The sequence below is a fragment of the Streptomyces sp. cf386 genome, assembly GCF_900103585.1.
Classification (GTDB): domain Bacteria; phylum Actinomycetota; class Actinomycetes; order Streptomycetales; family Streptomycetaceae; genus Streptomyces.
The window spans coordinates 146,577-159,315 of the sequence record NZ_FNHV01000022.1; the positions used below are offsets into that span (position 1 = coordinate 146,577).

10 protein-coding genes and 1 pseudogene are annotated in these 12,739 nt (G+C 72.2%); 2 read left to right on the plus strand and 9 right to left on the minus strand.

Annotated features, from left to right (window positions below; all coding sequences use genetic code 11):
* The first annotated feature begins 5 nt into the window (after nt 1-5).
* Nucleotides 6-2,504: a SpoIIE family protein phosphatase gene (locus BLU79_RS39420; protein WP_093910842.1), complete on the plus strand. Its 2,499-nt coding sequence runs from the start codon at nt 6-8 to the stop codon at nt 2,502-2,504.
* 60 nt (nt 2,505-2,564) lie between these two features.
* Here BLU79_RS39420 and BLU79_RS39425 read toward each other — a convergent pair whose 3' ends face one another.
* The 7 genes from BLU79_RS39425 to BLU79_RS39455 form a co-directional block, all read right to left on the minus strand.
* A complete protein-coding gene (locus BLU79_RS39425; protein ID WP_093910857.1) occupies nt 2,565-3,290 on the minus strand; it encodes an SDR family NAD(P)-dependent oxidoreductase in 726 nt (241 codons plus the stop codon).
* A gap of 14 nt (nt 3,291-3,304) precedes the next feature.
* Nucleotides 3,305-4,231 carry a fumarylacetoacetate hydrolase family protein gene (locus tag BLU79_RS39430; RefSeq protein WP_093910843.1) on the minus strand — a complete coding sequence of 309 codons (927 nt, stop codon included), beginning with the start codon at nt 4,229-4,231 and terminating at the stop codon, nt 3,305-3,307.
* 13 nt (nt 4,232-4,244) lie between these two features.
* Nucleotides 4,245-5,177 carry a VOC family protein gene (locus tag BLU79_RS39435; protein ID WP_093910844.1) on the minus strand — a complete coding sequence of 311 codons (933 nt, stop codon included), beginning with the start codon at nt 5,175-5,177 and terminating at the stop codon, nt 4,245-4,247.
* Between the two features lie 4 nt (nt 5,178-5,181).
* Entirely contained in the window at nt 5,182-6,180 is a 999-nt protein-coding gene (locus tag BLU79_RS39440; protein WP_093910845.1) for an amidohydrolase family protein, read from the minus strand.
* Entirely contained in the window at nt 6,177-7,340 is a 1,164-nt protein-coding gene (locus tag BLU79_RS39445; protein ID WP_093910846.1) for an FAD-dependent oxidoreductase, read from the minus strand. Before BLU79_RS39445 ends, BLU79_RS39440 begins: the two co-directional genes overlap by 4 nt.
* A 275-nt stretch (nt 7,341-7,615) precedes the next feature.
* Nucleotides 7,616-8,578: a cyclase family protein gene (locus tag BLU79_RS39450; RefSeq protein WP_093910847.1), complete on the minus strand. Its 963-nt coding sequence runs from the start codon at nt 8,576-8,578 to the stop codon at nt 7,616-7,618.
* A complete protein-coding gene (locus BLU79_RS39455; RefSeq protein WP_093910848.1) occupies nt 8,575-9,558 on the minus strand; it encodes a fumarylacetoacetate hydrolase family protein in 984 nt (327 codons plus the stop codon). The genes BLU79_RS39450 and BLU79_RS39455 overlap by 4 nt, the downstream gene beginning before the upstream one ends.
* A gap of 120 nt (nt 9,559-9,678) precedes the next feature.
* Between BLU79_RS39455 and BLU79_RS39460 the strand changes: the two genes are divergently transcribed.
* A complete protein-coding gene (locus BLU79_RS39460; RefSeq protein WP_093910849.1) occupies nt 9,679-10,596 on the plus strand; it encodes a LysR family transcriptional regulator in 918 nt (305 codons plus the stop codon).
* A gap of 137 nt (nt 10,597-10,733) precedes the next feature.
* Here the strand turns inward: BLU79_RS39460 and BLU79_RS39465 are convergent, their stop codons facing one another.
* Together BLU79_RS39465 and BLU79_RS48685 are read right to left on the minus strand one after the other, a co-directional pair.
* Nucleotides 10,734-12,035 carry an MFS transporter gene (locus tag BLU79_RS39465; protein WP_093910850.1) on the minus strand — a complete coding sequence of 434 codons (1,302 nt, stop codon included), beginning with the start codon at nt 12,033-12,035 and terminating at the stop codon, nt 10,734-10,736.
* Between the two features lie 500 nt (nt 12,036-12,535).
* A pseudogene (locus BLU79_RS48685) lies at nt 12,536-12,739 on the minus strand (hypothetical protein); the annotation flags it as partial.

Sequence of the window (12,739 nt, forward strand, 5' to 3'; positions counted from 1 at the left end):
GACCCATGGATGCTCCGCGAGATGAACCGGACGCGCCCACGTCCGAAGGACCGCGCGCGCTCTTCGACGCGTCCTCCGACGCGGCGGCGGTGGTGTCCGGGCATGGCGTGGTGCTCGGCTGGACGCGGGTCGCCGAGGAGCTTCTCGGCCATCCGGCGGCGGAGATCGTCGGCGGCTCGGCCGCGCGGCTGCTGGCGGTGCCCGGCGATCCGATGCGGGTGGCCGGCGTCGCGGAGCGGTGCCGGGCCGGCATGGGGTGGAGCGGGCTCATCCCCCTGAGGCACCGCGACGGCCGCCGCGTCGACGTGGACCTGCGGGTCTCCGCGTCCTTTCGGATCGGCGCGGACGAGTGCTTTCTGATCTCCGCACGCGAGCAGCGCCAGCAGTGGACGGTGGGACAGTCCATCCTCGACGGCTTCCTGACCCGCTCGCCGGTCGGCATGGCCGTGATGGACACCCAGCTGCGCTACGTCTGGCTGAACGACACCCTGGAGCGCTTCGGCGGTGTGCCCCGTGAGCAGCGCCTCGGCCGACGGCTCAGCGAACTGCTGCCGGGGCTGCAGGCGGAGACCATCGAGGGCCTGATGCGCAAGGTCCTCGACACCGGCCTCCCGGTCACCGACTACGAGTACGTCGGCTGGAGTTGGGCCGATCCGCATCGCCGGCACGCCTACTCCACGTCCTTCTTCCCGCTCGTGGACCCCGACAACTCGCTCACCGGGGTCTGCTACATGGTCCTGGACGTCACCGAGCGGTGGAACGCCCGCCAGCTGCTGGCGCTGGTCAACGAGGCCGGCACGCAGATCGGCACCACGCTGGATGTGCTGCGCACGGCCCAGGAACTCGCCGACTTCGCCGTCCCCCGCTTCGCGGACTTCGTCGTCGTGGACCTGCTGGAGCCCGTTCTCAGCACCGAGGGACACGGAACATGGCTCACCGACGCGGGACCGGCCCCCGCCAAGCCGGTGATGCGCCGGGCCGGCCTGAGCTCGGTGCGCGAGGGTGCCCCCGAGGCCGTGGCGCAGGTCGGGGACCGGGTGGACTTCGTGCCCCCGCCGCACGACGCGCATCTGCTCATCGACGGCGAGCCGATCCTCATCCCGGTCCTCGACCCGTCCGACGAGCTGTGGGCCACCGAACAGCCCGCGCGCGCGGCCAGCATGCGCGAGTTCGGCCTGCACTCCCTCATCTCCGTGCCGATGCGGGCCCGGAACACGATCCTCGGGCTCACCACGTTCGTACGGTCGCTGAACCCCGTGTCGTTCCAGCCCGACGACGTCCTGGCCGCCCGTGAGCTGGTGGCCCGCGCGGCACTGTGCGTCGACAACGCCCGCCGCTACACCCGCGAACACACGGCGGCGGTCACCCTGCAGCGCAGTCTGCTGCCCCAGGCCCTGACGGGCGGTACGGCGCTGGAGGTGGCCTCCTCCTATCTGCCGGCGGACGCGACGGGCGGGGTCGGCGGCGACTGGTTCGACGTGATCCCGCTGTCCGGCGCCCGGGTGGGCCTCGTCGTCGGGGACGTCGTCGGCCACGGCATCACGGCTGCCGCGACCATGGGCCGGCTGCGCACCGCCGTACAGACCCTCGCCGACATGGAGATGCCGCCCGACGAACTGCTGGCCCACCTCGACGACCTGGTGCTCCGGCTCAGCGAGGAGCAACCGGACGAGAGCGCGGCGGGGGTGGCCGGGCCGGCCGGGGCGGGCGAGGCGGCCCACCGAAGCACGACCGCCTTCCTGGGCGCGACCTGCCTGTACGCCGTCTACGACCCGGTCACCCGGCGCTGCACCATGGCCCGTGCCGGCCACCCGCCCCCCATCGTCGTCGCACCCGACGGGCAGGTCTCCTTCCCCGAACCGCCCGCCGGGCCGCCGCTCGGGCTGGGCGGGATGGCGTTCGAGGCAAGCGAGATCGAGCTCGCCGAGAACAGCCTGTTCGGTCTCTACACCAACGGCCTCGTCGGGGCGGCCGACAGCGACATGGAGAGCGGCATGTCCCGGCTCGGCGACCTGCTGTCCCGGCACGAACCCGACCTCGCCGAGCTGTGCTCGTCCGCGGTCCGCCGGCTCGTGCCGGTACCGCAGCTCGACGACATCGCCCTGCTCCTGACCCGCACCCACACCCTGGGCGCCGAGCACGTCGTCTCGTGGGAGGTGCCCGTGGACCCGGCCGCAGTCGCCGACATCCGGGGCCGGGCGACCCGCCAGGTGGAAGCCTGGGGCTTCGGGGAACTGGCCATGACGACCGAGCTGATCGTCAGCGAGCTGGTCACCAACGCCATCCGCTACGCCGACCCTCCCATCCGCCTACGCCTCCTCCGCGACACCCGCCTGACCTGCGAGGTGGCCGACGCCAGCAGCACTGCCCCACGACTGCGCCACGCCCGCAGCACGGACGAGGGCGGCCGCGGCCTGTTCCTGGTGGCACAACTGGCCCATCGCTGGGGCGCCCGCTACACGCCCGACGGAAAGATCATCTGGGCGGAGCAGGAGATTCCCTGACGGGGCTGCCGGCCCCGCCCCACGAGGCCCCAGAAGGGCCGATGTCAAGGGTTTTGAGACTCACGAACGCAGCGCGTCCGAAAGGGACTTGACGCCGCCGTGCGCGGTGAGACCCCCGTCCACGGGGATCTCGGCGCCGGTGATGAAGGACGCCTCGCCGGAGAGCAGGAACACCACGAGCGGGGTGATCTCGTCGACGGTGCCGGTGCGGCCGAGCGGGGTCTCGCGGATGTTGGCCTCGCGGAAGGCGGGGGCCGCGGAGGCGGTCATCTCGGTCTCGATGTAGCCGGGGTGGATCGTGTTGACGCGGATGCCGCGCGGTCCGAGCTCCACGGCGGCCGCCTTCGACAGCCCACGCAGCGCCCACTTGCTGGCCGTGTAGGCGACCGGGTAGTGGCCGGTGAGCGCGGCCGTCGAGCCGACGTTGACGACGGACGAGCCCGGCGGCATCAGCGGGGCGAGGTGCTGGATGCCGAGCAGCGGGCCGGTGACGTTGACCGCGTGGACACGGTCGAAGTCCTCCGGACGTACCTCGCCGAGGCGGGCCCGCCAGGTGACGCCCGCGTTGTTGACCAGGCCGTGGACATGGCCGTACGACTCCCTGAGCTCGGCGGCGAGTTCGGCCCACTCCTTGTCGCTGGTGACGTCGAGGCGTCGGCAGCCGGGTGCCTCGGTCACATCGGTGGCGATCACCCGGGCGCCCTCGCGGGTCAGCGCCTCGGCCTCGGCGGCGCCCTGGCCGCGGGCCGCGCCCGTGACGACCACGACCTTGGCGAGGAGCCTCATGGGGCGCGGGTCGGTCACGGCCGCTCCCGGGGTCGACGTCGGGCGACCGGAACCGGCACCGGATCGGTGCCGGCCACCACGGTGTTGGACACCGAACCGATGCCCTCCACGGTGAGGGTGACGGTGTCGCCGGGCTTCAGCGGCGGCGGGTCCTGTCTGCCGCGCACGCCCCACAGCTCGGCCAGACAGCCGCCGTTGCCGCACGTCCCGGAGCCGAGCACATCCCCGGGACGCACCCACGTCCCGCGCGAGGCGTAGGCGACCATCTCCTCGAAGGTCCAGCTCATGTGGGACAGCAGGTCCTCGCCGACCACCTCGCCGTTCACGGAGGCGGTCAACGCGAGCCGCAGGAACCCGTCGGCGTCGCGGTAGGGCTCCAGCTCGTCGGCGGTGACGAGGTACGGCCCCAAGGTCGTGGCGGTGTCCTTGCCCTTGCAGGGGCCCAGCCCCACCTGCATCTCCGCCGACTGCAGGTCGCGGGCCGACCAGTCGTTGAAGACGGTGTAGCCGACGATGTGCTCGCGCGCCTGCTCCGGGGTCAGATCGCGGCCCTCGCGGCCGATCACGGCGGCGACCTCCAGCTCGAAGTCGAGCACGGCGGAGCCCGGCGGCACGGGGATGTCGTCGTGCGGGCCGTACACCGCGTAGGGGTTGGTGAAGTAGAAGGTCGGGGCCGCGTACCAGCGCTCCGGCACCCCGGCGGCCCCGTCCACGGACCGCCGTACGCCCTCCACATGCTCCTCGAAGGTGACGAAGTCCCGCACGGTGGGCGGCTGGAGGGGCGGCAGCAGGGTCACGTCCGACAGCGGGACGGCCGCGCCCACGGGGCGGACGCCGACGGCGTCGAGGGATGAGGTGCCGTCCGGCAGGGCCCGGACGACGGCACCCTCCACGACCCCGCAGTGACGGCGCCCCTCGTACTCGTAAGTGGCGATGCGCATGTGTCGGCGCCCCTTACACCGGCGGGGCGACGAAGCAGCCGCGGTCGACGTCGTTGAACGACTCCTTGGCGACCAGCTCGTTCATCGGGTTCGCCGTGCCCCACTGGTCGGTGACCTCGGGCTGGGAGAAGTCGTAGACGTGGGGGTGCCAGGTGTCCTCGTCCAGCTCCTCCAGCTCGGTGGTGTACTCGACGGTGTTGCCGTGCGGGTCGAGGAAGTACGTGAAGGTGTTGTCCCCGGCCATGTGCCGCCCGGGACCCCAGATCTTGCGCGCGCCGGACCGCATCACCCGTCCCGATCCGCGCATGTACTCGTCCAGGCCGCGCATCTCGAAGGAGATGTGGTGCAGGGAGGTGTGCGGGCACTGGGCGATGGCCATGGAGTGGTGCTGGTTGCTGATCCGCATGAAGTGCATGACCTCGCCCATGTGCGGCGAGCTGAGCGTGTCGGAGAGACGGAAGCCGAGGTGGGTCTCGTACCACTCCCGGGTCCTGTTCAGGTCCGGGGAGTTGAGCACCACGTGCGACAGGCGGACCGGGATGGCCTCCTTCTCCTCGATCCGACGGTGCCGGCGCGCCGCCACGTCCGCGGAGACCTCGATGGTGCGGCCGTCGCCGTCGAAGAAGCGGAAGCCGTAACCGCCGCCGGGGGTGTCGAGCTTCCCCGGCTGTGACACCAACCGCACGCCGTGCGCGAGGAGTTGCTCGGCGAGCGTGTCCACGTCGGCCGGGCTGCCCGCGCCGTAGGAGACCAGGTCGAGGCGCTTGTCGTCGGCCTTGCGGAGCCGTACGACGTACTGCTCGGGGCTGCCCTCGGCGGCGAGGAAGGAGATGCCGGAGTCCTCGGCGACCTTGGTCAGGCCCCAGACGCCGGCGTAGAAGTCGAGCTGCTTGTCGTAGTCGGGTACGGCGAGGTCGACGTGGCGCAGATGGGTGAGCAGACGCATGATGTCAGTCCTTCCTCAGGAGTGCGGCGGCGTTGCCGCCTCGTACGGCGTCGAAGTCGGCAGCGGCGAGCCGCGCGGCGCGCAGTGCGCCGACGGGGTCCTCGGTGCCCATGTCGAAGGGGAAGTCGGAGCCGAGCAGCACCCGGTCGGCGCCGGCGACGCGGATCAACTCCCGCAGGACGTGCGGGTCGTGGACGAGGGAGTCGAAGTACAGCCGCTTCAGGTAGCTGCTGGGCAGGTGGGCGCAGCCCGCACCCGCGTCGGAGCGCGCGGACCAGGCGTGGTCGGAGCGGCCGAGGTGTGTCGGCAGATAGCCGCCGCCGTGCGCCGCGATCAGCTTCAGCCCCGGATGGCGGTCCAGGACGCCCGAGAAGATCAGATGGGACAGCGCGACCGCGTTCTCCGTCGGCTGCCCGACGGTGTTGGACAGGTACCACCGGTCCAGACGCTCGTCGAGCGTGCAGCCGAAGGGGTGCAGGAAGAGGATCGCGCCCGTCTCCTCGGCCCGCGCCCAGAAGGGTTCGTACGCCGGGTCCGACAGCTCGCGGCCCGGCGCGTGCGAGGAGATCTCGACTCCCAACAGGCCCAGCCCCATGGCATGTTCGAGGGCGCGCACCGCCAACTCCGGGTGCTGCAGGGGAGCGAGACCGAGGCCGTGGAGCCGGCCGGGGGCCCGGGCGCAGTGCGCGGCCGTCGCCTCGCCCGCGAGCAGGCAGAGCTTCTCGGCCGTCTCCTCGTCCGCCCAGTAGTGGTAGTGCGACGGGGAGGGGCTGACCAGCTGTACGTCCACGCCCTGCGCGTCCATCGCGGCGAGGCGTACGGCGACGTCGGTCAGGGCCGGGACACGCTCGCGCACCATGGGGCCGTTCACGGCGAGTGCGTCCGGGCCGTTGCGCCGGGCGTCCAGTGCCCTCGCCTCGGCGAGACCGGGCAGGTCGGCCACCAGGGCGTCGACCTCGGGGAGCAGGACGTGCGCATGCACGTCGACGGTGGGCGCCGTCACGGCCGCTCCTTCAGGAAGGTCATCGTGCGCCCGATCAGCCCGGCGACGTCGGCGTCGCGCACGCCGTCCAGCTGCCACTGCCCGATCCGCACCGACGCCTCGACCACGGTGCGCACCCGGGGGATGCGGCGATCGTGGTAGGCCTGGAACAGTGCGTCGTCCCACTCCCGGCCGCTGGTCAGCAGCTCGGCGAGCACGGAGGCGTCCTCCAGCGACATGGCCGCGCCCTGCGCGATGGTGGGCGGGCAGCAGTGGGCGGCGTCGCCGACGAGCACGACCCGGCCCCGGTGCCAGGAGCCCTCGACGAGCAGCCGGTCGAACCAGGTGTAGTTGACCTTCTTCGGGTCGGTGATGTGCGCGGTGATCTCCGGCCAGACCCCGCCGTAGGCCTGCGCCAGACGGCGCATCTCGGCGGCATAGGAGGTGGGGTCGATGGCGGAGCGGTCGCGGCATGCCTCGACGACGTAGGCGTAGAGGGTGTTCTCGCTGGTGGGGGTGTAGCCGGCGATATAGGCGGGGCCGCCGTAGGCGAGGTCGGTGCGCGTCACGCTCGCGGGCCGTGGTGCGGCGATACGCCAGATGGCCATGCCGGTCGGCTCGGGTTTCTCGGTGATGCCGATCGCGGCACGGGTGGCGGAGCCCAGGCCGTCGGCGGCGATCACCAGGTCGTAGCGGCCCGCGCCGCCGTCGCTGAAACGCACCGAGACACCGTCGGCGTCCTGTTCCAGGGACTCGGCGGTGGTGCCGAGCCGGATGCGGGCGCCAGAGGCGCGGACCGCGTCGATGAGGATCCGCTGGAGCTGCGGACGCTGCATGCCGAGGGTGGCGGGCAGGTCCTCCCCGCCGGTCTGGATGTCCTCGGCGACGAAGAGAACGGTGCCGTCCGGGGCGGTCACGCCCAAAGAGCCGTACGGGTACCCGGAGGCGGCGATCCGCTCCCACACACCCAGTTGGCGCAGGACCCGCAGGGCATTGCCCTGGAGGGTGATGCCGGAGCCGGTGGTGGCGTTCCAGTCGGGCCTGGCCTCGATCAGGTCGACGGCGATGCCCGCACGGCGGAGCAGGATGGTGACGGCGTTGCCGGCGGCGCCACCGCCGATGACGAGCACGGTGGGGCTGCCCCCGGCCGGCGGCTGGGGAAGAGTGCGGCTGTCGGTCATGTCGGGGGTCCCTCCCGAGGTGGGGCCGCGCGGCGTCGGGCGGCTGGGGTGCGGGGATGTGGAGATGCGGGTGCGCGGGGGTGCGGGGTGTGCGGTTGATCCGCTCCGCATGCGAGCCGGACGATTCCGGCGGATAGTGGGTGGCGGTGGTGTGAGCGGCCACCCGTCAGTGAGCGGACTGACGGGTGGCCAGGGGCCGGACGGTCCGCCGTGGCGGCGGCGAAGAGCGCACCCGGCAGGCCTCAGCGGGCGGGGATACTTGAACCTTGCGGGGGCTACTTGACGGCGATGGGGTTGACGGGGGAGCCCACGGCCCCGGTGATCGGCAGCGGAGCGGCGGTCAGCCAGAACTCGTACACGCCGTCCGCCGCGCAGTCCCCGGCGAGCGCCTCCAGGTCCCACATCTCGCCGATCAGCAGTCCCATGTTGGGGATGACGACCTGGTGCAACGGCTGGAAGGCGTTCTCGAACTCGTTCGGCCGAACCTCGAACCCCCAGGTGTCCGTGGCGATCGCGGCGATCTCGGTACGGTGCAGCCAGCCGGCCGTGGTGAAGGACAGCCCCGGCGCGGCCCCGCCCGCGTAGTCGCCCCAGCCGTCCCGGCGCACCCGGGCCAGCTGCCCGGTCCGGACGACGACGAGGTCACCGCGGCTCACACTCACCCCGTGCGCCTCGGCGGTCGCGGTGAGGTGCTCCTCGGTGACGGCGAACCCGTCGGGCAGCTCGCCGTTCGCGCCGACCACACGGCCCACATCCAGTAGCACGCCCCGCCCGGCGACGTACGGCGCCATGTGCTCGATGCCGGTGACGAGGTCGCCGTCGGAGGTGACGACCTTCTCCGCCGCCCGGCCGTTCCAGGCGTGGCCGTGGTCGAAGATGTGCCCGAGCCCGTCCCACTGCGTGGAGCACTGGAGCGGCATCGCGATCACGTCGTCGGCGCCGCCGATGCCGTGCGGGAAGCCCTGGTTGCCCAGCGCCGCGTCGGTGCCGGTGTCGAGCATCGTGTGTACCGGGTTGGTGCGCCGGCGCCAGCCCTTCTGCGGCCCGTTCATGTCGAACCGCTGCGACAGCGAGAAGCTCACGCCCCGCCGCACCAGCGCGGCACCCTCCCGGCGCTTGGCCGCGTCGAGAAAGTTGAGGGTGCCGAGCACGTCGTCCGCACCCCAGCGCCCCCAGTTGGAGTACGCCTTGGCGGCCTCGGCGATCGCGCCCTCGGGATCGTGCCGGTCCACGCTCATGACGCCGCCTCCCCCACACACCGCGTGCGCTGCACGCCCAGCCCGGTGATCGCCCCCTCCATGACGTCGCCGTCGCGCAGCAGCCGCCCCCAGTGGAGGCCGTTCCCGGCCGGGCTGCCGGTCAGCACCAGGTCACCCGGCAGGAGTCGCGCGGTCTGCGAGATGTACGACACCAGCCGCGCGACGCCGAAGAGCATGTCCTTGGTGGACTCGTCCTGCATGGTGTCGCCGTTGAGCTTGAGGGTGACCCGCAGCTCACCGGGATCGGCGACCGACTCGGCCGGCACGAGCCACGGCCCGAGCGGGGTGAAGCCCGGGGCGTTCTTGCAGCGCAGCCAGTCGGTGCCGATGGCCTTCATGTCCCGGCGGAAGACCGTGGCCCGGTCGGTGAGGTCGTTGGCGATCGTGTACCCGGCGACGTGGTCGAGCGCCTCCTCGACGGACACCCGATAAGCGGGCTTGGCGATTACGGCCGCCAACTCCAGCTCCCAGTCCGGCTGTTCGGCCCACGCGGGCAGGACGACGTCGTCGTACGGACCTGCGACGGTGCTCGGCAGCCCGATGAACACATACGGCAGGTCCTCGGCGGCCCGCCGGTCCATGACCGCGGCGATCTCGGCCCGCGCCTCCTCCACCGTGCGCGGGTCGTCGGGGGAGCGGTGGGCGACCTCCAGGTCAATGACGTGCTGCCGGTAGTTGGCACCGGACTGGAAGATCTGCCGGGGCTCGACGGGTGCGTGCACCCGCAGTCCCTCCAGCGGCTGCCACTCCCCGGCGTCGTCATCGGCCAGGGCGCGCAGCACGGGGAGCGTGTCCTCCCACCGTTCCAGTACGGCACGCAGCTCGGCCGGCGCCGAGTCCAGGGCACGGCCCAGGTCGAGCACCCGGCCCTTGGCCAGCAGACCGGGGAACGGCTCCCCGTCCGGGGCGGAGAACGTGCCGAGCGCGAACGGGCCGACAGGTTGCACAAGTGTTGCCATGAGATGTCCTCCCGCTGGGTTGCGGTCTACTCTGACCCCGATCGGCGGATCACGGAAATCAATCTTGTGAATGTGCCGAATCCACGGCATGGATGGCTCTCGCTCGCTAGGTGGTGCCCGGTGAACCTGTCCCGACTCGACCTCAATCTGGTCGTAGCCCTGCGCGCCCTGCTGGAGGAACGCAACGTCACCCGGGCCGGCGAGCGCATCGGACTGAGCCAGCCGGCGATGAGCGCGGCCCTGTCCCGGCTGCGCCGCCATTTCGACGACGAATTGCTCGCCCGGACCGGCAACGCCTACGAACTGACGCCGCTCGGCGTGGCGTTGCGGGACCGCAGCGCCACCGCCTGCGACCTGCTGGAGCGCGTCTTCGCCAGCCAGGCCGACTTCGACCCGGCCGCCGAGTCACGCGAGTTCACACTGCTCGCCTCCGACTACAGCGCCGCCGTGTTCGGCTCCGCGCTCGCCCGCGCCATCCACCACGAGGCCCCCGGTATCCGGCTCGCCTTCCAGCACCCGGCGCCCTCCGTCGACGAGAACACGGCCGTCCTGCTGAGCACGGTCGACGGACTGCTGATGCCGCACGGTGTCATCGACGGCTTCCCCGCCACCGACCTCTTCCAGGACCGCTGGCTGTGCATGATCGCCGACGACCACCCCGAGGTCGGCGACGCCCTCACCCTCGACCACCTGGCCCGCCTCCCCTGGGCCGTCTACCAGCGCCCCTACGACGCCCCCGCCGCCCGCCAGCTGAGCATGCTCGGCATCAGCCCTCAGGTGGAGGTCTCCGTCCAGACCTTCCAGCTGCTGCCGTACATGGTCGAGGGCACCCGCAGGGTCGCGATGATCCAGGAGCGCCTGGCGCGCAGGGCGGTGCGGTCGGCGGGAGTGCGTGTGCTGCCCTGCCCGTTCGAGGCCGTGCCGGTGCAGGTGGCGTTGTGGTGGCATCCGGTGCATGCGCAGGACGCGGCGCACATCTGGCTGCGGCAGAAGGCGGCGGAGGTGGGGGCGGGGCTGATGGTTGAGGGCAAGGGTTGAGCAACGCCCCGAAGGGGCGGGGGACTGTATCGATGTGCGGCTCCGCCGCGTGGGCCCGACCGGCCACGACGGAGCCGCACTCGCCCGACAATCCGTCGTGGCACGCACCGTGGGTCGTTCGGCAGCTCGACCGGCCGTCAGGCCAACCGCTCCGGCAACGGTCGCGCATCAACCGCCCCCACCCGCCCCGCCCGCCGCCGGGCGGCCGCCCACAGCCCCGCCGCGACCAGCGCCGCAGCCACGCCCAACACACCCACCGCCCCCGCGAGCGAGCCCACCCCCGCCTCCACGGCGAGCAGCACCAGCGGACAGACGAACTCCCCACCGAAGAAGGCCGCCGTCCACAGCCCCGTCCCCCGGCCACGGTCCTCGAACGCCAGCCGGGACATGGCGCTCGTCAACAGGGCAGGCAGCAACATGCCCGTGCCCAGGCAGTTGATCACCGCCCCGGCGACCAGCAGCGGAACGTTCTCCGCCACGAACATCACCCCGAACCCGGCCGCGCAGAGCGCGAACACGGCGGGCAGCATCGGATCGGGGGAGCGCTTCAGACGGGCGAAGACGACGGCCCCGCCCACGGTGGCGGCGCTCGCGATCGCGGTGGCCAGGCCGATGACGCCGGAGTTCGCCACGCCGAGATCGTCGAGCAGATACGCCATCTCCACCGGGACGGTGTAGAAGACCATCGCCCCGAAGAAGGTGAGCGCACAGATGCCCGCCAACTGCCGCCAGGGGAAGGGGCGTCGGGGCGCCGACGAGACGGCGGCTCGGGCGGTGGCCTCGTCGGTGGCCGTGCGGGCCGCCGGGTGGGGCAGGTTGGGCAGGGCGGAGGCCATCAGCGGGGCGAGGATCAGGCTGACGGCGTAGATCCAGAAGGGCACCTTCCAGCCCGCCGCGCCCACGGCGCCGCCGAGCGCGAAGAAGACGGTGGCCGACGCGGAGGCGCACATCGTCTGCAGCGCGAGGTACTTCACGCGCCGGTGCCCGGAGTAGTAGTCGCAGATCAGAGTGGTGCAGCAGGTCATGATGGCGGCCTCGGCGACCCCGACCAGGGCCCGGCCGGCGATGATCGCGCCGAGCGAGTCCAGCCAGAGAGGCGCCGTGCCGAACACGGCGTACAGGACGGTCGTGACGACCAGCAGCCGCTTGCGGCCCAGCCGGTCCACGATCACCCCGGCGAACGGGGCCAGCAGCGCCAGCGACAGTGCCGGGACGGTCAGCGCGAGGGGGACGAGGGCCTTGGCGCCCGGCGTCGAGGCGAAGTGGTCCTGCATCTTGGGCAGCACCGGGGCTATCAGCACGGCCCCCAGGATCGGCAGACAACTGCCCGCCATCAGCAGGGCCACGCGCACCAGATGGGCGGGGCCCGACACAGCGACGGGCGACGGAGCGGCGTCGTCGACCGGGGCGGACGGGGTCGGGGACATGGATCCGGGCATGGCGACTCCAGGGGACGGTGTACGGGAGCGGGCATGCCTTTTACGGGCGCCGACGACGCACGGCATGCTGTGGATCCCCGCACGGCGGATGCGGCGGACGGCCGTACGCCGGCGGCTGGTCCGGACAGCGGCGTGCGGGTAGGGACGACTATGAGCCGTCCGGCTTCCTGTCGCCATCCTCCACGCGATCCGAATCCCGGATCCGGCTCATCCACGCGGTGGATGACCTCCGACCTGCCTGCTCAGGTCACCGCGAGGCGATCACGACGCCGCGGCCGAAGTCCCGCACTCGCCAGACACGTCCGCCCGGCACCTGGCCCCCGCCCCCGTGCCGCGAACAACTCCGCCTTCGCCCCCGACAGTCCGCGCCGACCCCCGAGACGCGGCCCGCGCACCTGGCCCCGGACAGCGTAGTGCCGGGCCCGGACAACCGGGCCCGGCACTACGGCCGACCTGTGCGGTCCCCCGAGGGACCGGGGATCAGCTTCTCCTTGCCGTTGTCACCAGCCGTGCTTCGAGTGCCCGTGGTGGTCTGACTTCTTGGGGTAGTCAGGCTTGGACGGGAGTGAGGGCTTGGACGGCTTCTCGGGGATGGAGGGCTTGGAGGGTAGCTCCGGCTTGGAGGGGAGTGCGGGCTTGTGGGGGATGGAGGGCTTGGCCGGGAGCTCCGGCTTGGAGGGGAGTGCGGGCTTGTGGGGGATGGA

Excerpts from the sequence above, each read along its gene's own strand:
- BLU79_RS39455 (WP_093910848.1), bottom strand. The coding sequence starts at position 9,558 with ATGGCAACACTTGTGCAACCTGTCGGCCCGTTCGCGCTCGGCACGTTC.
- BLU79_RS39450 (WP_093910847.1), bottom strand. The coding sequence starts at position 8,578 with ATGAGCGTGGACCGGCACGATCCCGAGGGCGCGATCGCCGAGGCCGCC.
- BLU79_RS39465 (WP_093910850.1), bottom strand. The coding sequence starts at position 12,035 with ATGCCCGGATCCATGTCCCCGACCCCGTCCGCCCCGGTCGACGACGCC.
- BLU79_RS39445 (WP_093910846.1), bottom strand. The coding sequence starts at position 7,340 with ATGACCGACAGCCGCACTCTTCCCCAGCCGCCGGCCGGGGGCAGCCCC.
- BLU79_RS39430 (WP_093910843.1), bottom strand. The coding sequence starts at position 4,231 with ATGCGCATCGCCACTTACGAGTACGAGGGGCGCCGTCACTGCGGGGTC.
- BLU79_RS39425 (WP_093910857.1), bottom strand. The coding sequence starts at position 3,290 with ATGAGGCTCCTCGCCAAGGTCGTGGTCGTCACGGGCGCGGCCCGCGGC.
- BLU79_RS39435 (WP_093910844.1), bottom strand. The coding sequence starts at position 5,177 with ATGCGTCTGCTCACCCATCTGCGCCACGTCGACCTCGCCGTACCCGAC.
- BLU79_RS39420 (WP_093910842.1), top strand. The coding sequence starts at position 6 with ATGGATGCTCCGCGAGATGAACCGGACGCGCCCACGTCCGAAGGACCG.